We start from the raw sequence: 20,730 nt of genomic DNA, 5'->3' as shown, positions 1-20,730 counted from the left end.
AGCGGCCGCTCGGGCCGGGGTTCAGACGGACTGCTCGGTGGTCTTCGCCCGGCGCCAGGGGTGCAGCAGGGTGGCACCGAGCTCCCCGGTGGTGGGGAACGCGGCCGGGTCGGTGAGGCCGACGGCCTTCGGCACCCTGCCGGGCCGCCAGGTGAAGCTCCCGAACACGTGGTCCCAGAGCGAGAGGTCGGAGGCGTAGTGGCCGGCTTCGGCGAGGTCGGTGCTGTGGTGCAGGCGGTGGAGTTCCGGCCCGGCCAGGACGTGGCCGAGCGGGCCGATTCGGACTTCGATGTTGGCGTGGACGAAATACCCCTGAGCCAGGACGAATATTCCGACCACGAACACTGAATCCGGCGAGAATCCGATCAGCGCCAGCGACAGTTGGACCACGGACTGTGCGACGAGCACGTCCAGGAAATGATTCACGCCGTTGTTCGCGACGTTCACCTTGTCCGGGACGTGGTGCACCCCGTGCAGCCGCCAGAGCCACCGGTTGCGGTGGGACCAGCGGTGCACGAGGTAGTCGCCGAGCGAGCCGACCAGCAGCGCGAGTGGGATCTCCATCGCGAACGGGAGCGCCGGGTGGGCCGGGCCGAGCACCTCCACCAGCGTCGCCACCAGCCCCTGGGCCAGCGCTCCGCCGACCATGCTCAGCACGAAGTAGACGCTGTACCAGCCGAGTTCGCTTCGGCTCGGATGCCAGTCGACCCGGTACGGGATCACCCGTTCCAGGACCGCCAGGTATCCGAGGACGGCGACCAGGAAGAGCGGGGAGACCCGGTCCGGCGCCCAGTGGAAGTGCAGGGTCGCGACGGCCGTGCACAGCACACCCAGGAGCAGCAGCGGGTGGGCGAGCCGGCGGGCAATGGCTGACAGCACGCGCCCCCCGTTCTTCGCGGACTAACGACTGGAAACGTCAGAGACTCTAGCGGCAGACTCGCGTCGTGACAGTCATTCGACGTGTTAACTCCATGAATGACCCGATCGGCGGACTATATGCTCACGAAGTTGACGTTCGTACGGCGTGAAGGGGGCGCATTTTCGAGAAGGCGTGGGAATTGGCGGCGTGCGACCGCATCCGTCCAGGTCGGCGAGCGCTGGTGTGCGCCCCTTCCGCGCCACCCCGCGCGGCCACCTGATCCGGCCAATCGGGCGGCCGTCGCCGCGGCCCCCGGAGCACCGCCCGATCAGGAGCGGGCGGGCTCCGCCAACCGGTGTGCGGCACGGGGCGCGTGCGCCGCGAGACGGTCGCGCAGACCGCGCAGCTCGTACTCGACCAGCGCGGGCAGGGCGGTCACGCCGGTCGCCTCCAGGGCGGGGCCGAGCAGTTCGACGGCCGTCGCCGGGTCGTGCGCGCAGACGTGGCAGTCGGCCGCCCGGACGATGAAGAGCAGTCGACTGGAGGGCAGTTGGTTCGGACCCAGCAGGCCGAGGGCGGTCTCGGTGGCGTCCAGCGCGCGGCGGGCCAGCCGGGGGTCGTCGGTGGCGGCGGCCAGGTCGCGCAGCGCGGCGGCCGCGGCGGACTCCACCCGCATCCGCATCGAGGCGATCGAGAGCCAGGGCACGTCGACCTCGTCCTCCGCGCCGATGTGGTCCAGGTGCGCCCGCGCCAGCCCGATCTGCCGGACGGTCGCCCGCACGTCACCGGTGAGCGCGTACGCCCGGGCCCGGCTGATCCGGCCCATCGCACCGGCCCAGTGCCGGTCCGGAGCGACCCGTTCGATCTCGCGGGCGTAGCCGAGCGCCGCGACCGGGTCACCGTCCAGCCGGGCCAGGACGCTCATGTCGCTGAGCGTGCCGACCTGGGTGGCCCGGTCCACGGCCAGCCCGGCCCAGGTGAGGGCGCGGTCGTAGCAGGCCATCGCGGTGGCGTTGCGACCGTCCTGCATCCGCAGCGCACCGGCCGCGTGGGCATGCTCGGCGGCCAGCCGGACCAGCGGACCGCGCTGCGCGGCGGGGGCACCGGCGAGCCGGGCGAGCACCGCGTGCAGGGTGCGCTCCACGGCGGCGGCCAGGCCCGGCCGGTCACCGGTCTCGCCGGAGCGCAGGTGGGCGGCGAGCAGCCCGGTCAGGGCGTGCGCGGTGACGTCGTCCAGCGGCACCCGGCGGCCGGGTCGGCCAGGCCCTCCGGGGCGCAGAACTCGGCGTGCAGGGCGACGAGTTCTCCGGCCTCGGGGACCGCGCAGCCCTCGGCGCCGTGCAGCGGGCAGAGCAGGCCGTAGTCCGGCAGTCGCAGCGGAGCGGGGGCCGGGGGCGGGACGGGCGCGCCGGGCGCTGCCCCGCCCGGCAGCGGAGGTCGGAGCAGAGCGGGTGAGAAGGCGTCCGGCACGCACAGCTCGGCGCTCTCGGCGCGCTGGCAGGCGGCGCTCAACTCGCCTTCCGCGCCGAGGAGCTCGTCGATCCGGTCGGCGACCCGGGGGGTGACCCGGCGGGCGCCGTGCTCGATCTTGCTGACCGCGGTGTGGTCGTAGCCGATCCCGGCGCCGAGCTGCGCCTGGGTGAGTCCGGCCCGGCGCCGCCAGTGCCGCAGCCGGGCACCGAACTCGCGCCAGGCGTCCTGCCCCCGGCCGGTCGGCGGTGCCGGCACCGCCGCCGCAGGGACCACACGGTTGCGCTGCACGGCTGCCTCCCCGGGCGGGTCGTCCTCGGCCGGTCGCAGGGACTGCCGACGGTTCCAGTGATTCCGACGACTCCGATGACGAGGACGGTACTCGATCGCCACCGGCTCCGTACATGAGGTGGTCTCAACCACTTGAAGGAAAGCCCAGCTTGACGCAAAGCCGGACCTGCGGGCTTGACGGAATTTGCCAACCCCTTGCCTCGCACGCATCAGCCATTGACCTGGGCATGACGCCGTGTGAGGGTTCGGGCACCCGAGCGCGGACGGCCCGCACGGCCGTCCCCCGAACGCGGCCCCTGCGATGTGCCACCGGCCTGCCGTCCGCGGTCGAGGACCCCCACACGCGAGGAGCCCCGATGCAACGCAGGATGTCCGCAGGAAGGTTGCTGACCGCGGCGACCACCCTGACCGTACTGGCCGGCATGATCGCCGCCACCGCGGGGCCGGCCACCGCCGCACCCGCCCCCTCCCCCGCACCCCCGAGCGCGCTGGCCGCGGCGGTGAGCGCCGCCGACGCCGCCGTGACGGCGGGCCTGGACGCGCTGGCCAAGGGCAGCGACGAGACCTACGAGCGCAAGGCCGTCACCCCGTGGATCGGCGGCCTCTACTCCGTCGCCTACGAGCGCAGCTACCGCGGGCTGCCCGTGGTCGGCGGCGACGCCGTCGTCCTCGCCGACTCCCGGGGCAGGGTCCGCGCCCTGCAGTCCGCCGCCACCGGCCCCGTCGGCACCTCCACCACCGCACGGATCAGCGCCGCGCAGGCCGAGCGGACCGCCCGCGGCAAGGCGGCCTCCGTCGACACGGTCGAGTCCCGCCGCCTGGTCGTACGGGTCAAGGACGGCAACAGCCGCCTGGCCTGGGAGAGCGTCCTGGCCGGCCACAAGGGCGCAGCCCCCAGCCGCCTGCACGTCTTCGTCGACGCCACCACCGGCGAGATCCTCGACAGCTACGACGACGTCCACGCGGGCACCCTGAACAGCGAGTGGAACGGCCCCTCCCCGACCATCGCCACCACCAACTCCGGCGGCTCGTACGCGCTGCGCGACCCGAACCGCCCCGGCCTGTCCTGCTCCGACTACGGCACCGGCCAGGTCTTCTCCAAGTCGAGCGACTCCTGGGGCACCGGCAGCGCCTCCAGCAAGGAGACCGGCTGCGGCGACGCGATGTTCGCGGCCCAGAAGGAATGGGACATGCTCCGCGACTGGCTCGGGCGCAACGGCCACAACGGCAACGGCGGCAGCTGGCCCGTCAAGGTCGGCCTCGGCGACGTCAACGCCTACTGGGACGGCAGCACGATATCCATCGGCCACAGCCAGGCCAACAAGTGGATCGCCTCCATCGACGTCGTCGGCCACGAGTTCGGCCACGGCATCGACCAGTACACCCCCGGCGGCGCCAACAACGAGTCCGGCCTGGGCGAGGCCACCGGCGACATCATGGGCGCCCTCACCGAGGCCTACGCCAACGAACCCGCCCCCTACGACTCCCCCGACTACACCGTCGGCGAGATGGTCGACCTGGTCGGCAGCGGCCCGATCCGCAACATGTACAACCCCTCCCTGGTGAGCAACAACCCCAACTGCTACTCCGCGTCCATCCCGAACACCGAGGAACACGCCGCGGCCGGCCCGCTCAACCACTGGTTCTACCTCCTCGCCGAGGGCTCCAACCCCGGCGGCGGCAAACCCGCCAGCCCCACCTGCAACAACTCCTCCGTCACCGGCATCGGCATCAAGGACGCCGGCCGGGTCTTCTACGGCGGCATGCTCCTCAAGACCAGCGGCATGACCTACAAGCGCTACCGCACCGCCACCCTGACCGCCGCCAAGAACCTCGACACCACCTGCACCTTCTTCAACCGCGCCAAGGCCGCCTGGGACGCCGTTAGTGTCCCCGCCCAGACCGGCGACCCCACCTGCACCAACAACGGCAGCAACGACTTCTCGCTCTCCCTCGGCCCGGCCTCCGGCTCCGTCCGGCCCGGCGCCTCCACCACCGCCACCGTCGCAACCGCCGTGACCTCCGGCACCGCCCAGACCGTCGCCCTGACCGCCACCGGCCTGCCCGCCGGCGTCACCGCGAGCCTCGACCCCTCCTCCGTCCAGGCCGGCTCCTCCGCCACCCTGACCCTCAACGCCTCCGCCGCGGCAGTGGCCGGGACCTACCAGATCACCGTCACCGGCACCGCCGGCACCACCACCCACACCGCCCAGTACAGCCTCACCGTCGGTGGCGGGGGCAACCCCGGTGGCCCCGCGCCCGACATCGACGTCGCCAAGATCCAGGCCCACCTGTCCCAGCTGAACAGCATCGCGAGCCAGAACGGCGGCCACCGCCGGGCGGGCAGCGCCGGGCACAGCCAGTCGCTGGCGTACATCAAGGGCAAGCTCCAGGCGGCCGGTTACAGCGTCACCGAGCAGACCTGCACCTCCTGCACCTACCAGTCCAACAACCTGATCGCCGACTGGCCCGGCGGCCCGGCCGACCAGGTCACCATGTTCGGCGCCCACCTGGACAGCGTCTCGGCGGGCCCCGGCATCAACGACAACGGCTCCGGCTCGGCCACGCTGCTGGAGAACGCGCTCGTGCTCGCCCAGCAGAACCCCAGCCTGACCCGGCACGTGCGGTTCGCCTGGTGGACCGGTGAGGAGCAGGGCCTGCAGGGCTCGCAGTCCTACGTCGGCCAGCTGGGCTCCGCCCAGCGCTCCGCGATCAAGGCGTACTACAACTTCGACATGATCGCCTCGACCAACGCCGGCTACTTCATCAACAACATCAACTCCGCGGCCTCCGCACCGATGAAGGCCTACTGGGACTCGCTGAACCTCAAGCCGGAGGAGAACGTCGAGGGCCAGGGCCGCTCGGACGACTACTCCTTCCAGCAGGCCGGCATCCCGACCTCCGGCTACGCGGCCGGCGCCAGCGACACCAAGACCTCGGCCCAGGCGGCCAAGTGGGGCGGCACGGCGGGCCGTTCCTACGACTCCTGCTACCACTCCTCCTGCGACACCACCGCCAACATCGACGCGACGGTGCTGAACCGCAGCGCCGACGGCGTGGCGTACACCATCTGGAAGACCTCGGTCGGCGGCACCACACCCACCAACGACTTCTCCGTCTCGGTGAACCCCGCCACCGCCACCGTCAAGCCCGGTGAGACCACCACCGCGACGGTCGCCACCTCGACCACCTCCGGCTCGGCCCAGACGGTCAACCTGACCGCCTCGGGCGCGCCGACCGGCGTGACGGTCTCCTTCAACCCGTCCTCGGTGCAGTCCGGCGGCTCGGCGACGCTCACCGTCGCCACCTCCGCCTCGACCCCCACCGGCACCTACAACATCACCCTGACCGGGACCGGCTCGGCCACCCACAGCACCAGCTTCTCCCTGGTGGTGGGCAGCGACTCGCCCAACCCCGGCGGCACCTGGACCGCCGGCACCACCTACCAGGCCGGCGACATCGTGACCTACAACGGCGTCAGCTACCGCTGCCTCCAGGGCCACACCGCCCAGGTCGGCTGGGAGCCGCCGATCGTGCCCGCGCTCTGGCAGCAGGTGTGACCGGGACGCCCTGAAACCCGGTGAAGCCGCTGCGCCGCGGTCCGTCGTGGGGGACGGACCGCGGCGCAGCCGTGCACCCGGGCCGTCGGGGTCCCGGCCCGGGCCGTCTCAGCCCGGGTGGAAGGCGACCCGGACGGTCTCGTTGAAGGGGACGATCAGGCCGTTGCCCGTCTCCCAGGTCCAGGTGCGCGGGATCAGGAACATCCGGCCGCCGGAGTGGGCCAGCAGGCGCAGGCCCTCGTAGCGGTAGCGGAACCGCTCCCCCGGCTCCACGCCCGGCAGCGCCGTCTCCCGCACCCCGGACCATCCCAGGTGGAGGCGCTCCGGGGTGTCCAGGACGACCGCCGGACGCCGGTAGAGGTGCCGGGCCAGCTGCTCCGCGTCGGCCGTGCCCTTCTGCTGGGCGTAGCCGCCGACCGCCCAGAACGCGCAGAGCACGACGATCGCCACGCTGATCCCCAGCGCCGCCCGCTCGCCGGTCAGCGGGTACGGCGCGCCGGTGCCGCGCACGTACAGCAGCCGGGCCAGGACGGCGAGCAGCAGTCCGCCGCCGATCAGCAGCGGGGTGCCCATCGGGCCGGCGTCGAACACCTCGAAGCCGGCCAGGAAGCCGAGCAGCAGCAGCGGGACGACCAGTACGGCGACGGCCGAACAGGCCCGTCGCACCGTCCGGGCGCCGACCGTGCCGGCCTCGGCGGCCCTGGTCGCCACGTGGTAGCCGAGCGCGCCGACCAGCGCCCCGCACAGGGCGACCCCGGCCGGCACGTAGAGCGCGGGGGAACTGCGGAGCAGCAGGTCCTGGGTGGCGAAGCCGATCATGCCGGCGTCGATGCCGAAGTACCCGTAGAGCGAACTGGTGTAGGCGTAGCCGAAGAAGAAGAGCAGCGCGGTGAGGAGGGTGGTCGGGGCGACCCAGGTGGCGAGCTTGGCGATCCAGTCCGACCAGGAGCGCGAGGACGGCCGCTCCGGCTCTCCCGGGGGTGCCTCCTCGGCAGGGCTCAGGGGGTGCTCCCGGTGCCGGTGGGGGCACCGGTGTACGGGCTCGACCCGCCGGTGGGGGTCGAGCCGTTGGTCCCGCCGTTGCCGGTGCCGGCCCCGTCGTCGGGGCTGATGACCTCCACCGAACCCACGGCCTCGATCCGCTTGGTGGAGTCGTCGGCCGTCACCGTGAGGCAGATGTTCCGGCTCTTGGTGCCGGGCTTCCACGGTGGGAGCCGGAACTCGACCCGCTCGGTCTGCCCGTTGGTCACCTGGACCTGCTGCGAGGCGGGGGTGGCGTACTCCGTACTGCCGCAGTCGGACACCTTGCTGATCACGGCCGTGAAGTCGGTCGTGGTGCTCGACGGGAAGGACAGGCTGATCCGGGCGGTGCGGTCGCTGCCCTGGACGTTCGCCGAGGGCTCGCCGGCGTTCCGGAACCCGCCCTGGTCCCCCTCGTCCTTGGTCCGCTGGTCGTCCGGCTGCCCCGAGGCGCTGTTCTGGCCGGTCTGCCCGGCCTGGGGGGCACCGGCCGACCCGGAGCCGCCACCGCCGCAGGCCGTGAGGGCCGGGAGGAGCAGGGCCGCCGCCAGCCACCGGGCCGCTCGGCGGGTCCGGCCGCCTCCGAAGTGCCGGGTCCCGGGCATGCGTTCTCCCATCCGCGCGACGAGCAGGGGCCGGTCGGCCCGGTCGCACGCTAGCCGTGCGCGGACGTCCCGGCGGGCCCCCGCGCCGCCCCGGACAGGGGCCGCCACCCCTTCGGCGCAACCCGGACGGGCCCGCCCTGGCATAGAGTCGGGCCGCAACGGACGCACCGTCAGCCGAACGGAAGGACCCGCCCCGTGAGCACGGACACCCGCCCGGTACCGGAGCTGGCCGCCGAGGCCGTCGAGCAGTGGCGGGCCGAGGAGGCCGAGCTCGTCGAGCTGCTGACCCGGACGCGGCGCGGCGTCGGCGGCATCGCCGCGTTCCGGCTCGGCCCGACGCCGACCGTCCTGGTCACCGACCCGGCCGCCGTGCAGCACGTCCTGGGGCACCACCCGGACCGGTACGTCAAGCGCTCGCACCGTGCCCGGATGCTGGTCGGGGACGGCGTGCTGTCCGCCGCCGGCGACGCCTGGAAGCGCCAACGGCGGCTGCTGCAGTCGCAGTTCACCGGCACCGGGATGCGCCGCTACGAACACCGGATCGCCGCGGCGGCGCGCCGCACCGCCGAGCGCTGGGAGGGGTACCGGCGCACCGGGGAGACCTTCGACGTCGGCGAGGAGATGCGCGGCTTCGCCCTGGACACCGTCTGGCGGGCGCTCACCGGGCAGCCGCTGGACGACCGGACCGACGGCGAACTCCGGTCGGTGGAGCGGGTGGTGGCCGCCATGCCGACGCTGCCGACCAACGCGGCGGACGCCCGGGACGCGGTCGCCGCGGACCTCGCCCGGATCGACGCGGTGGCGCACGCGGCGATCGAAGCGGCCCGCTCGGCCGACCCGACCGAGGAGCCCGGGGTGCTGCGGATGCTGGTCGAGGCGGGCGAGCGGCACCCCGAGTACACCGACCGGCTGATCCGGGACGAGCTGGTCACCCTGCTCGTCGCCGGCCACGAGACCACGGCCACCACGCTCACCTGGCTCTTCCTGTTGCTCGACCGCCACCCCGAGGCCCGGACGGCCGATCCGCAGGCGCTGGTGAGCGAGACGCTGCGGCTCTACCCCTCCGCCTGGCTCCTCCCCCGGCACGCCCTGGAGGACGACGTCATCGCCGGGCACCGCATCGCCGCCGGGACGGACGTGCTGGTCTGCCCGTACCTCACCCACCGGGACCCTGCACTGTGGCCCGACCCGGAGCGCTTCGACCCCACCCGCTTCGCCACCGACGCCGACCGCCCCGGGCAGCTCGGCGCCTACTTCCCGTTCGGCCTCGGCGCCCGCGCCTGCCTGGGCACCCGGTTCGCGCTGCGCGAGACCACGGCGCTGCTGGAACTCCTGTTGCCGATGGGGCCGTTGGTGTTCCTTTCGCGGCCGGCGGGGGCGGCGTACAGCATCACCGTACGGCCGGACGGGCCGACGCCGGCGGTGCTGGGCTGAGACCTCCTACGGCGCGGAGCCGTCCGGCAGCGGGCGCTCCGGCAGCGGGCCGTCCCGGCCCCGCGCTCGCGTCGGTGCTGCGCACCGCGAGCGGCACCTGGACGGCGCCGTTGCTCGCGATGGCCGGTCTGCTGGTGGCCGGCTGCGTCCTCGGACTGCGGGCGGGGCTGGCTGTCACAAACCCTCGCCGGGATCCGTCGGACAGGTGACCGCACGGTCCACCCACCCGCTCGGAAGAAGAGGAACGCCACTATGACCACCCGCCCGATCACCGCCGAGGTCCCGCTGCGCCCGCGCATGGCCCAGGACCCGGTGGAGCTCGTCCCCGAGATCACCGAGGTCTCGGCCGCGCTGTTCAAGGCCACCGGCAACGGGTCCGTCCCCCGGAGCACCATCAGCCTGGTCCAGCTGCGGGCCGGCCAGATCGCCGGCAGCACCTACCTGACCGTCCTGCACACCGGTTTCCTCCGCGCGGCCGGCGAGTCCGAGGAGCGGATCGCCTCGGTCGCCGGCTGGCCGGACTCGCCCTGGTTCACCGCCCCCGAGCGCGCGGCGCTCGCCCTGGTCGAGGCCGTCCTCCGGCCCAGCCCGCACGGCGAGCGGGTGTCGGACGCGCTGTACGCCGAGGTCGCCGGGCACTACGACGACAAGGCACTGACCACGCTCATGCTCGCCATCGGCCAGGTCAACTTCTTCACCGCCATCGCCCTGGTCGCCAAGCCCGTCCCCGGCCGGTCCTTCACCGACCCCTGGGCCTGACCGGCCCGCACCCCCGCGGCCCGCCCGGCCGACCACCGGGCGGGCCGTTCCGGTCGACCGATCACCCGTCCCGGCATAGGCTGATCCGCGCCCGAACGGACTTTCGTCCGGTCGGGCCGAGGCGGGCCGACATACCGGAGGGGGCGTGCCCGCGGCACACGAGGGATCACAGGGGGGACGGCGCCATGTCCGGGGAGCGGAAGAACGACCAGCACGACGAGTACGACCGATATGACCAGTACGACGACGGGCACGGCGGGCACAGCGGGCACGCCGGAGTCCACCGGCACGAGGGGCTTCACGGGCACGAGGGGCTCCAGCCGCAGGACGGCTACGGCACCCACCGGGAGTACGACGAACTCGCCGACGACGACGTCCGGTACGAGCCGTTCGACGAGGACGAGGAGCAGGACGGAGGCGGGGCCCCGCGCGGATCGACCGCGCGCCGGGTCGTGATGGTGACGGCCGGAGGGGTGTTCGCCGCTCTGCTGGCGGTCGGCGGCTACGGCGCCTACAACGTGCTGAACGCCGTGACGGACAACGGCCCGTCCAGCGGCCACCAGGGCGCCGGCACCGTGTCGAAGGCCCCGCAGGACCCGCCGACCGCCGAGCAGGCCGAGGCGGCGGCCAAGGAGTTCCTGGCCGCCTGGAGCCGCGGCGACATCGCGGCCGCCTCCGGTCTGACCGACCGGCCGGAGACCGCCCGCGCCGCGCTGACCACGTTCCAGGAGCAGGTGGGCCCCCGCTCGCTCGCCCTGACCGGGACGGGCCGCGCCCAGGCCGACTCCGCGAGCGAACCGGCCCTGGGCTTCCGGGTGAAGGCGGAGTTCGAGGGCACCCCGGACGCCTGGGAGTACGACGGCGTGCTGAGCGTCGTCCGCTCCCAGGACGGCCGGCCCGTGGTGCGCTGGAAGCCGTCCGTGATCCACCCGCAGCTCGCCCAGGGCGGGACCCTCGCGGTGAAGGCACTGCCCAACGCCGTCTCCAAGCCCACCGACCGCAAGGGCCGGCCGCTCGACACCTTCCCGTCGCTGCGCGCCGTCCTCCCCCAGATCGCCCCGCCGGACGGCGCCGCCACCGTCACCGGCCGGGCCGTCATGCTCGCGGGCCCGGGCGGCGGCGAGCCGGAGCAGCTGTTCGTGCTGACCCCGCCGAGCGCCCCGCAGGTCAAGCTCACCCTGGACGCCGACCTGCAGCAGGTGGCCGAGGAGGCGGTCAAGCAGCAGTCGGCGAACGGCAATCCGGCCTCGCTGGTGGCCGTCCAGCCGAGCACCGGGAACATCCTGGCGATGGCGTACGCCCCGCAGGGCGGCTTCAACCGCGCGATCGCGGGCGGCCAGGCGCCCGGCTCGACGATGAAGGTGATCACCGCGGCCGCCCTGCTGGAGGCCGGGGTCGGCCCGGACACCGTGGTGCCCTGCAAGGCCACCACCAACTCGCCGCGCGCCTGGCACAACGACGAACCCGGCGACTTCCCGTCCTACACGCTCGCCGACGACTTCTCCCACTCCTGCAACACCGGCTTCATCGACAAGGGACTGGAGAAGCTCCAGCCCGGCACCCTGGGCACGGTGGCCCGCGACCAGTTCGGCCTCGGGCTGGAGTGGCACATCGGCGTCCCGAGCCGGGACGCGACCGTCCCGGCGCCCGGGAACAAGGACGAGGCCGCGGCCTCGTACATCGGCCAGGGCCGGATCCAGGCCAACTCGCTGGCGATGGCCTCGGTCGCCGCCACCGTGCAGAGCGGGACGTTCCGCCAGCCCGTGCTGCGCGAGGACGCCAAGCGGGCGACGGCACCCGGCAAGCTCCCGGCCGACGTCGCCCGGGACCTGCGCGCCATGATGGCGAAGACCGCCACCCAGGGCACCGCCCGTACCCCGATGGCCGGCCTGTCCGGCCAGATCGGTGCCAAGACCGGCACCGTCGAGGCCGGCGGCCAGGCCAACAACAGCTGGTTCATCGCCTACCGCGGCGACCTCGCCGTCGCCGCCGAGGTCGAGGGCGGCGGGCACGGCTTCAGCGCGGCGGGCGTGGCCGCGGCCCAGGTGCTGAAGGCGGGCGGCAAGGGCTGAGCCCGCCGCGCCCGGCCGCCGGCCGGGCCGGGATGTCCGGCGCGCACCGCCCGCGTGCGCGCCGGGGCGCGTGCGCGGAGGTGAATTGGAGCAAGTGCTTTGGTGCGGAGCGTGGTTCAGGCGGTGCCTTCGCCGTGGATCAGGCGGAGGTCCGGCACGCCGGGGAACGGAGGAGTGTGCTCCGCCTCCCGTTCGGCGATCAGGTCGGCCAGCATCCGGGCGCCCATCGCGCGGAACCCGGCCTTGCGCTCCTCGTCGGCCTCCTCCTCGCCCGGGTAGAGGATGGCGTGGACGGCCCCGTGCTCGTCGTCCCAGGTGTAGCTGCGGTACGGCGGCGTGCCGGGCTCACCCGCCTCTTCGGCTTCGCCCGTCCCTCCGGTCCCGCACGTCGTTCCGGTCTCGTCCGTCATGGGAACCTCCGGTGGTCGTCCTCGGGTGCTCTTCCGGTATGGGAAACGATTCGGGAGCAAAAAGGGCCCGGCCCCGCCGGCGAATCCGGACGGCTTCCGCGGGGCCAACTTCCGTATGCCGACCGTCCACTTAACGGCACGTCAGCGCTTGATAGCGTCGACCGGGACGCCGCGTCACCACGGCGCCGCACCTCCCACGAAACGAGAGAGCGCCACATGGCCCCCAGGACGATCCGCCGAGCCGTCATCCCCGCCGCCGGCCTCGGCTCCCGCCTCCTGCCGCTGACCAAGGCCACGCCGAAGGAGATGCTGCCCGTCGGCGACAAGCCGGTCATCGAGCACACCGTGCGCGAGCTGATCGAGAGCGGCATCACCGACATCACCATCGTCGTGAACGGCGACAAGGGCCTGATCCAGGAGCACTTCCGCCCCAACCCCGTCCTGGTCGAGCAGTTGCGCCGGGACGGCAAGGCGGCCTTCGCGGCGGCGGTCGAGGAGGTCGGCGAGCTGGCCCGCAAGGGCCACATCAGCTACCTCTACCAGCACGGCCCGTACGGCAACGGCACCCCGGTGCTCAACGCCGCCCGCCACTTCGGCGACGAGCCCTGCCTGGTGCTCTGGCCCGACGACGTCTTCGTGGCCGAGGTCCCCCGCGCGCAGCAGCTGATCCGGGCGTACGAGCAGACCAACGCGCCGGTGCTCGCGCTGATGCCGATGGCCCCCGAGGACTCCTACCGCTACGGCGTGCCGGTGGTGAAGGAGGACCTCGGCGGTGGCTCGCTGCGGATCACCGGTCTGGTCGAGAAGCCGAAGCCGGCCGACGCGCCCTCCTCGTACGCGGCGATCGGCGGCTACGTCATCACCCCCGGCATCGTCGACGAGCTGCGCGAACTGACGCTCCGCTGGCACGAGAAGCCCGAGGACGAGGTCTACCTGACCGACGCCATCAACGCCTACGCGGCGCGGCGCGCGGTCTACGGGCAGGTCATCGCCGGCACCTGGTACGACACCGGCAACCCCGCCGCCTACCTGCGCGCCCAGTTCGCCGCAGCGCTCGCCAACCCCGAGTACGGCCCCGATCTGCGCCGGCTCGCCGCGGAGCTCTCCCCGGCCGTCGCCGGCTAGGCGGTACGGCCCCTGCCCGGCGGGCCGGCGCCCGGACCTCCCGGGCACGGGCCGTCCGGGCACGGGCCGGTCAGCGGCGCCCCGCCGGCCGGCGGTCCGGCAGATCAGTAGTCCGGCAGGTCGAAGTCGAGGGCCGCCCGGAAGGCAGCCTCCAGCTTCGGGTCGGACTGCCCGAGGTTCGTGACGGTCTCGGACCGGGCTTTCCGGTCCCCGGTCACGTCGAGGATCGCCTGGTTGGCGGCCACGTGGTCGCGCAGCCGCCGCTCGTACGCGGGGTAGGCCGCGCGGTGGTCGCCGTCGGCCGCGCGCAGTTCGCCCGCCAGGACGTAGGCGGCGGTCAGCGCCACGCTGGTGCCCTGGCCGGTGGCCGGGGAGCAGCAGTAGCCGGCGTCGCCGAGCAGGACGACGCGGTCGTTGGACCAGCGGTCCATCCGGATCTGGGCGACGACGTCGTAGTGGAAGGCGTCGGACTCCCGCATCGCCTCCAGGAAGCGCGGCAGCTCCCAGCGCGCGTGGGCGGAGCGCTCGGCCACCAACTGCCGCTGGCGGGCCGGGTCGCGCGGGAGCATGTCCTCGATCGGCTCGTCGCTGTGGAAGCCGACGAAGACGCGCAGTTCGCTGTTGCCGCGGACGGTCATCGCCATGCAGAACCAGTTCGGGTCGTCGCCGTCCCGGTGGGCGATCTCCCAGCGGTCGAGACCGAGGTGGTTGGGCGCGCTCCAGCCGGCGACGTAGGTGTTGATGGGGTGGAGGTAGTCCGCCTCGGGACCGAAGACGAGGCGCCGGGTGTTCGAGTGCAGGCCGTCGGCACCGACGACCAGGTCGAAGGAGCGCTCGGTGCCGCTGCGGAACCGGACGTCGACGCCTTCCGGGTGCTGCGCCAGGGTGGCGATCGAGTCGTCGAAGCGGTACTCGACACCGGGCCCGGCGGTCCCGTCACCCGCGGCGCCACCGTCCGCTCCGGCGATCAGCTCGGCGAGTTCGTCGCGCAGGATCTCCACGTCCGGGCCGCCGATCGGCCCGCCGCTGGCCGTCCACTCGGTGGTGCTGCGCAGCTCGCGGCCGTCCGCGTCGACCACGGACATCCCGCGCAGCCCGGTCCGGCGGGCCCGGACCTCCTCCAGCAGCCCCATCCGCTCGACCACCGTCAGGGCGGTGCCGCGGATGTCCACCGCCTGCCCGCCGCCGCGCAGCGAGGGGGCCCGCTCCACGACCGTGACGCGGAAGCCGTAGCGGTTCAGCCAGTGGGCGAGCCCGGTGCCGGCGATCCCCGCGCCGGAGACCAGGACCGAGGTGGGGCGGGTGCCGGAGTGCGGCCGGATGCTGTTGGACATGGTGACCTCCCGTGGGTTGCTCCGTTTCAACACCAGCGTGGGCCGGGGCACTTGCACCGCGCGGACAGGACGCGGACACGGCGCTGTCACCGCTGACAGGGCACCGGCGGCGCGCTGACAGGACGGCGCCCGCTCAAGCCCCGGCGGGGTTCCGTGGCCGATCGGTGGACGGTGTGTCATGAATCTGCAACAGCGCCCCCACCAGGCGCGATACGAATTGCCCGGGCACCGGACGGCCCGTATGGTGCTCGGACGCCGTCGCGTGGACGGCTCGGGGGACGCACGAGGGGGGAACCATGGCGCAGGGGTCGGGGTACGCGATCCAGGCCGGCGGGGCCGAGGGTCAGGCGAAGGCGCTGGACAAGGCGTCCGGGGACGAGGGCACGATCGGGACGGCGATCAGCGATCCGGTGTGCTACACCGCTGACGTGTTCGGGGGCGAGGACGTCGATCCGGCGTACCAGAACTTCAGCAGCTCCTGGCAGGCGCAGAGCGCGACGATCAAGAGCGCGCTGAGCGAGCTGGCGGGCAAGGTGCGCGGTTCCTCGGCCGGCTACCAGTCGGCCGACGGCGCCGTCGTGAAGGACCTCGTGGCGGCCTCGGGCAGCGGCGGGTACCGGCCCTTCGGCTGAGTCCGGCACACGGGCCGCGGCTGTACGCACGGCCGAACGCGCGGTTGTACGCGCGGCCGAACGCGCGCCCTGGCGGCCGACGAGGAGCCGGCGGGCAGCGGCAGGAACCACACCACGGGCAACGGGAACGGGGCGAACGAGCCGCCATGGCAGGCGAATCCACCACGCAGCGCTGCAAGGCGCTGAGCGACCGGTTGAAGGACGTCCGCGAGGCGGACAGCAAGAACGGGCTGATCTCCGCGATCAAGGGAGCCCTCGCGGTCCACGCGCCGGTCGGGGACCCGGGCACCATCGAGGCCACCGGCAACCGCTACAAGAACGCGGCCGCCGACTCGAACCAGCTCCACCAGGACGTCCTGGCGGTCGCCACCGCCGGGCTGCCGGACGTCTGGACCGGTTCCACGGGGGCGAAGGCCGCCGAGGTGGTGGCCGCCGCGGCCCGCGCCGTCGACGAGCAGACCAGCGCGCTCCACAACGGCGGGATAGCCCTGCTCCGCCTCGCGGACGCGCTGCGCAACGCCCAGGGCCAGGACAGCGCCGCACGGTCCGCGCTCCAGCAGGTGCTGAGCGAACTGGGCGGCGAGCAGGGCTGGTTCGACGAGTGGTTCGAGGACGACGAGGACGAGGCGGCGCGCAAGAAGGCGCAGCAGGCCGCCGTGCCCCAGGTCGACGCGATGCTGAGCGCCGCCAAGCGCGCCGACGAGGCGGCCCGTGCGGCGGCCCGCGACCTGAACAAGCTGGCCTCCGAGGCCCGCGCGGGCAAGATGAAGACCGGTGCGGTCACCGCCGCCGACAAGCTCGTGCTGGCCGAGACCTCCGGTCCGGACGGTCCGACCGAGCTGAACGAGCTGTTGACCGCCAACGACATGAAGCGGTCCGGCGAGTACCTGGACAAGATGAACGAGAAGGACCGGGCGGACTTCGAGAAGCTGCTCGCCGACTCCAAGTCCCCGCAGGAGCGCGCCTATCTGATGAAGGCGCTGGCGGCCGGTCACAACCTGGACGAGATCCGCGCGTTCCAGGGCAAGATCCACGGCAAGGACCCGGAGTGGCTCCGGACGCACCTGACGCCCGTCCGCACCGAGGACGACGACACCACCAGCGGCGGGACCAACGACGACGGTTCCAACAAGAACACGGACGAGGTCACCTTCGACGGCGCCCGCTGGCAGCAGGCGAACACCGAGGGCACCTGCGTCGCCTCCTCCACCGTCACCGCCCGGGCGATGGTCGACCCGCTCTACGCGCTGGACCTGACCGGCGGGCCGACCGGCCAGGAGGACGACCCGGCGGCGTTCCAGCAGCGGCTGCTGGCCGAACAGCACCGGGTGCACCGGGAGGGCGACGGCGGCGACAACTGGGACGGCATGGGGGCGGACGGCAAGGAGAAGGTGCTGGAGAAGGAGGTCAGCCCGCACACCGGCGCCGACTTCGACTACAAGAAGATGCCGAACCCCGACGACCGGCGCGAGCTCCTGCCGGACATCGAGAAGGCGGTCGCCGACGGCAAGCCGGTGCCGGTCGGGGTGGAGGGCTACGACAAGGACGGCAAGCGGTCGGGCCACGCCATGATGATCGTCGGCCAGGAGGGCAACATGCTGCAGATCTACAACCCGTGGGGCACCACCACCTGGGTCAGCGAGGACGACTTCGTCAACGGCCACATGGGTGGCGCCTCGGACAACCGGCTGCCCACCGCCTACGCCGTCCACCTGCCGAAGTGACCGGGACGGTACGGGTGTTCACGAGGGTGCCGGTCCGGGCGGTGGCACTGGCGGCCGGCCTGGGCGTCCTTGCGGCCGTCCTGGCGGCCGGGCTGACGGCCTGCGGGCAGGACACGACGGACACGCGGAGCGGGCCGCAGCGCGGCCGGGTGCTCGGCGCGGAGGAGCGCTCGGTCGACCTCGCCGTCGGCGAGCGCTTCACGGTCGCCGTCCCGGACAACACCTCGGCCGGCGACCGCTGGAGCGTCGTGGACCCGAGGCCGGACGCCGCCGTCGCCGCCCTGGCCGACGAGCGGCTCGACCTCCCGGAGAAGTCGAGGACCTCGGACGGCGTCGGCGGCACCCGCTTCTACACTTTCGAGGCCAAGGGCCGCGGGACCACCGCCGTCACCCTCCTCAACTGCTTCCGCAGCTACTGCAACCTCCCCGCCCCCAGCGACGAGAACAGGAAACTGGTCGTGCGCAACACCTACACGGTGACGGTCCGATGAGCTCCGACGACCGCTTCCGCCCCAGGACGGACGACGAGCTGCGGCAGCTCGACGTGTCCGCGATGCTCCGCTACGGCCTGGCCTTCGCCGGCCCGCACCGGGCCGCACTGTTCGGCGAGGGCGCCGTCGCGGCCGCGCTGGCCGCCGACCGGCTGGGGGTGCTCCCCCGGTCGCTCGCCTTCCTCGCCGAGGTGGTGCGCAGCGGCGGCGCCCGCTACGCCGCCGACCTCCCCGAGCCGCTCCCCGGGACGGAACCGGCCCGGCTCGCCCGCGACTGGCTGGGTTCGGCGGCCACCACCGTCACCACCGTCGACGGCGACCAGCTGCTCGCCCGCTGGCTGGAGGCCGTCGCGGAGATCCTGGGACTGCGCCGGGACGTCCGCGGTGGAGCGGGGGGCTGAGGGGCGGCCCGGCCCGGGGCCGGTCCTGCGGATCGGGGCCGTCCAGGCGCCCCCTCTCCCGGGGCCGGTACCTGCGCCGGAACGGAGCGTTACTGCTTGACAGGGTGCGTAATACTGTAACGCGGTACGCCCGCGGACCACGGCCTCGCGGCCCCGCCGGGTTCCTGTCCCCGCAGCTCGGAGCAGCACATGCACCCCTTCCTCGACCATCCCGGGCCGCTCGCCTTCGCGCACCGGGGCGGTGACCTCGGGCGCCCCGAGAACTCGTTCGCCGCCTTCGAGGCCGCCGTCGCGCTCGGGTACCGCTACCTGGAGACGGATGTTCACGCCACCGCCGACGGCGTGCTGGTGGCCTTCCACGACTCGCGCCTCGACCGGGTCACCGACCGCGCCGGGGCGGTGGCGGAGCTGCCCTGGGAGGCCGTCGGGCGGGCCCGGATCGGCGGGACCGAGCCGGTGCCGCTGCTGGAGGACCTGCTCGGCGCGTTCCCCGGCGCCCGCTTCAACATCGACGTCAAGGCGGCGCCGGCCGTCGGTCCGCTGGTCGAGGCGATCCGCCGGACCGACGCCTGGGACCGGGTCTGCGTCGGCGGCTTCTCCGACGCCCGGCTGGCCGCCGTCCGCGCCGCCGCCGGCCCCCGGCTGGCCACCTCGCTCGGCCCCCGCGAGGTCGCCCGGCTGCGGCTGCGCTCGCTGGCCGAATCGTTCCTGCCGTCCGCCGGTCCGGGGCCGCTGTCCCGCCGCCGGGGGGCGCCGTTCGCCGGGCTGTGCGCCCAGGTGCCGGAGCGTCACCGGGGCGTCCGGGTGGTCGACCGGGCCTTCGTCCGCACCGCCCACCGGCTCGGGCTCCAGGTGCACGTCTGGACTGTGGACGATCCCACACGGATCAGGGCTCTCCTCGACCTGGGCGTGGATGGCATCATGGCCGATCGCATCGACGTCCTGCGGGACGTCCTCGGCGAGCGCGGCTGCTGGACGGACGGCAGTACCGGCTCCAGCACGGTGATGGGAACCCCATGAGCACCACGAACTCGGCGACGCACCTGCCGGACGACCCACCGACCGATCCCGCCGCCGGTCCCGCGGCCGCCGACGACGGACGGTCCCTGCGCCGGATACAGTTCGGCTGGTACGTCAACGACTGGGCCAACGCCGCCTTCTCGGCCACCGTCCTGACGGTGTTCCTCGGCCCGTACCTGACCTCCGTCGCCAAGGACGCCGCCGACGCGGCCGGCAATGTGCACCCGCTCGGCCTGACGATCCGTGCAGGATCGTTCTTCCCGTACACGGTCTCCTTCTCCGTGCTGCTCTCGGTCGCGGTGATGCTGTTCACCGGCACGGTCGCCGACCGCACCGGACGGCACAAGGAACTGATGTGCGGCTTCGCGTACCTCGGCTCGCTCGCCACGATGGGGATGTTCCTCCTCCAGGGCGACCGCTACCTGCTCGGCGGCGCGCTGCTGGTGGTCGCCAACATCTCGTACGCGGTCTCGGTCGCGCTCTCCTACGCCTACCTGCCCGGCCTGGCCTCCCCCGACGAGCGCGACAAGGTCTCCTCCAAGGGCTGGGCCTACGGCTACGCGGGCGGCGGACTGCTGCTGATCGCCAACCTGGCGCTCTTCCAGGGCCACGACGCGTTCGGCCTGGACTCCGGCACGGCCGTGCGGATCTGCCTCGCCTCGGCCGGCCTGTGGTGGGCGCTGTTCACCGTCGTCCCGATGTTGCGGCTGCCCTCCCGGGCCGGCATCGCCCCCAGCCCCACCGCCGCCCCGGCCGAGGACGGCGAGCCCGCCGGCGGCAGCCTGCGCCAACTCGCCAACACCCTGCGCGGCATGCGCAAACATCCGCTCACGCTGCTCTACCTCGCCGCCTTCCTCTGCTACAACGACGGCATCCAGACCGTCGTCTCCCAGGCCTCGCTCTACGGCAGCGAGGAACTCGGCATGGAGCAGACCTCGCTGGTCACCGCCGTCCTCCTGGTCCAGGTCGTGGCGATCGGCGGCGCCCTGCTGCTCGGCCGGATCGCCCACCGGTACGGCGCCAAGCGGACCATCCTCGGCTCGCTGGTGGGCTGGGTCGTCACGCTGGCCCTGGGCTACTTCATGCCCGCCCACCAGCCCGCCTGGTTCTACGTCCTGGCCTGCATGATCGGCCTGGTGCTCGGCGGCAGCCAGGCGCTCTCGCGCTCCCTGTTCTCCCACCTCGTCCCGCCGGGCAAGGAGGCCGAGTACTTCAGCTTCTACAAGGTCAGCGACCGCGGCACCAGCTGGATGGGCCCGCTGGTCTTCGGCCTCGCCTACCAGCTCACCGGCAGCTACCGCTCGGCGATCATCTCGTTGCTGATCTTCTTCGTCATCGGTTTCGTCGTCCTGCTGAAGGTGCCGGTCCGCCGCGCCATCGAGGCCGTCGGCAACCCGGTGCCCGAACGGCTCTGACGGCTCGCACTCCGACGGCTCGCACGACGACCCGGGCCCGGGGTCCGCCCCCCCGGGGCGGGCGCCAGCCGGGCCCCGGAGGGGGCGGGGGGGACGGCCCCAGGCACG

18 protein-coding genes are annotated in these 20,730 nt (G+C 73.4%); 11 read left to right on the top strand and 7 right to left on the bottom strand.

Features of this window, described 5'->3' with window-relative positions:
- Positions 1 to 21 precede the first annotated feature (21 nt).
- The 3 genes from ACWGJO_RS08740 to ACWGJO_RS08730 form a co-directional block, all read right to left on the bottom strand.
- Positions 22 to 879, bottom strand: coding sequence for a sterol desaturase family protein (locus ACWGJO_RS08740; RefSeq protein WP_452182805.1), 858 nt, complete (start codon positions 877 to 879; stop codon positions 22 to 24).
- A 308-nt stretch (positions 880 to 1,187) separates the two neighbouring features.
- Complete coding sequence (locus ACWGJO_RS08735; protein ID WP_452182804.1) at positions 1,188 to 2,102, bottom strand: hypothetical protein; 915 nt, start codon at positions 2,100 to 2,102, stop codon at positions 1,188 to 1,190.
- On the bottom strand, positions 2,069 to 2,620 hold the full coding sequence (locus ACWGJO_RS08730) for a helix-turn-helix domain-containing protein (RefSeq protein ID WP_452182803.1): 552 nt from the start codon (positions 2,618 to 2,620) through the stop codon (positions 2,069 to 2,071). Before ACWGJO_RS08730 ends, ACWGJO_RS08735 begins: the two co-directional genes overlap by 34 nt.
- Positions 2,621 to 2,976: 356 nt before the next feature.
- Here ACWGJO_RS08730 and ACWGJO_RS08725 point away from each other — a divergent pair, with 356 nt between their 5' ends.
- On the top strand, positions 2,977 to 6,180 hold the full coding sequence (locus ACWGJO_RS08725) for a M28 family peptidase (protein WP_452182802.1): 3,204 nt from the start codon (positions 2,977 to 2,979) through the stop codon (positions 6,178 to 6,180).
- Between the two features lie 108 nt (positions 6,181 to 6,288).
- On the opposite strand, the gene ACWGJO_RS08720 is transcribed toward ACWGJO_RS08725, so the two are convergent.
- Entirely contained in the window at positions 6,289 to 6,999 is a 711-nt protein-coding gene (locus ACWGJO_RS08720) for a hypothetical protein (protein WP_452182801.1), read from the bottom strand.
- A gap of 179 nt (positions 7,000 to 7,178) precedes the next feature.
- Entirely contained in the window at positions 7,179 to 7,805 is a 627-nt protein-coding gene (locus ACWGJO_RS08715; RefSeq protein ID WP_452182800.1) for a hypothetical protein, read from the bottom strand.
- Between the two features lie 195 nt (positions 7,806 to 8,000).
- On the opposite strand from ACWGJO_RS08715, the gene ACWGJO_RS08710 reads away from it, so the two are divergent.
- The 3 genes from ACWGJO_RS08710 to ACWGJO_RS08700 all read left to right on the top strand — a co-directional run bounded on the left by ACWGJO_RS08710 (position 8,001) and on the right by ACWGJO_RS08700 (position 12,070).
- Entirely contained in the window at positions 8,001 to 9,239 is a 1,239-nt protein-coding gene (locus tag ACWGJO_RS08710; RefSeq protein ID WP_452182799.1) for a cytochrome P450, read from the top strand.
- Positions 9,240 to 9,491: 252 nt separating this feature from the next.
- Entirely contained in the window at positions 9,492 to 9,998 is a 507-nt protein-coding gene (locus tag ACWGJO_RS08705) for a carboxymuconolactone decarboxylase family protein (protein ID WP_452182798.1), read from the top strand.
- Between the two features lie 185 nt (positions 9,999 to 10,183).
- Positions 10,184 to 12,070 carry a penicillin-binding transpeptidase domain-containing protein gene (locus ACWGJO_RS08700; RefSeq protein ID WP_452182797.1) on the top strand — a complete coding sequence of 629 codons (1,887 nt, stop codon included), beginning with the start codon at positions 10,184 to 10,186 and terminating at the stop codon, positions 12,068 to 12,070.
- A 116-nt stretch (positions 12,071 to 12,186) separates the two neighbouring features.
- Here ACWGJO_RS08700 and ACWGJO_RS08695 read toward each other — a convergent pair whose 3' ends face one another.
- Entirely contained in the window at positions 12,187 to 12,480 is a 294-nt protein-coding gene (locus ACWGJO_RS08695; RefSeq protein WP_452182796.1) for a hypothetical protein, read from the bottom strand.
- 216 nt (positions 12,481 to 12,696) lie between these two features.
- On the opposite strand from ACWGJO_RS08695, the gene ACWGJO_RS08690 reads away from it, so the two are divergent.
- Positions 12,697 to 13,605 carry a UTP--glucose-1-phosphate uridylyltransferase gene (locus ACWGJO_RS08690; RefSeq protein ID WP_380545143.1) on the top strand — a complete coding sequence of 303 codons (909 nt, stop codon included), beginning with the start codon at positions 12,697 to 12,699 and terminating at the stop codon, positions 13,603 to 13,605.
- A 104-nt stretch (positions 13,606 to 13,709) separates the two neighbouring features.
- Here ACWGJO_RS08690 and ACWGJO_RS08685 read toward each other — a convergent pair whose 3' ends face one another.
- Positions 13,710 to 14,939, bottom strand: a complete 1,230-nt coding sequence (locus ACWGJO_RS08685) for an FAD-dependent monooxygenase (RefSeq protein WP_452182795.1) — start codon at positions 14,937 to 14,939, stop codon at positions 13,710 to 13,712.
- Between the two features lie 296 nt (positions 14,940 to 15,235).
- Here ACWGJO_RS08685 and ACWGJO_RS08680 point away from each other — a divergent pair, with 296 nt between their 5' ends.
- From ACWGJO_RS08680 to ACWGJO_RS08655, 6 genes are all read left to right on the top strand, one after another.
- The gene (locus ACWGJO_RS08680) at positions 15,236 to 15,571 is read left to right on the top strand and encodes a hypothetical protein (RefSeq protein ID WP_359914846.1); all 336 of its coding nucleotides are present in this window, start codon (positions 15,236 to 15,238) and stop codon (positions 15,569 to 15,571) included.
- A gap of 146 nt (positions 15,572 to 15,717) precedes the next feature.
- Positions 15,718 to 17,295 (top strand): peptidoglycan-binding protein, encoded by a 1,578-nt coding sequence (locus tag ACWGJO_RS08675; protein WP_452182794.1) that lies wholly within the window; start codon positions 15,718 to 15,720, stop codon positions 17,293 to 17,295.
- 14 nt (positions 17,296 to 17,309) lie between these two features.
- Positions 17,310 to 17,786, top strand: coding sequence for a protease inhibitor I42 family protein (locus ACWGJO_RS08670; protein ID WP_452182793.1), 477 nt, complete (start codon positions 17,310 to 17,312; stop codon positions 17,784 to 17,786).
- On the top strand, positions 17,783 to 18,187 hold the full coding sequence (locus ACWGJO_RS08665) for a hypothetical protein (protein ID WP_452182792.1): 405 nt from the start codon (positions 17,783 to 17,785) through the stop codon (positions 18,185 to 18,187). Before ACWGJO_RS08670 ends, ACWGJO_RS08665 begins: the two co-directional genes overlap by 4 nt.
- 189 nt (positions 18,188 to 18,376) lie before the next feature.
- Positions 18,377 to 19,207 carry a glycerophosphodiester phosphodiesterase gene (locus ACWGJO_RS08660; RefSeq protein ID WP_452182790.1) on the top strand — a complete coding sequence of 277 codons (831 nt, stop codon included), beginning with the start codon at positions 18,377 to 18,379 and terminating at the stop codon, positions 19,205 to 19,207.
- Positions 19,204 to 20,622 carry an MFS transporter gene (locus ACWGJO_RS08655; RefSeq protein WP_452182789.1) on the top strand — a complete coding sequence of 473 codons (1,419 nt, stop codon included), beginning with the start codon at positions 19,204 to 19,206 and terminating at the stop codon, positions 20,620 to 20,622. The genes ACWGJO_RS08660 and ACWGJO_RS08655 overlap by 4 nt, the downstream gene beginning before the upstream one ends.
- Positions 20,623 to 20,730 lie beyond the last annotated feature (108 nt).

Source organism: Kitasatospora sp. NPDC054795 (genome assembly GCF_053611565.1).
The sequence above is the reverse complement of the archived record's forward strand: the minus strand, read 5'-3'. Positions and strand labels throughout refer to the sequence as shown.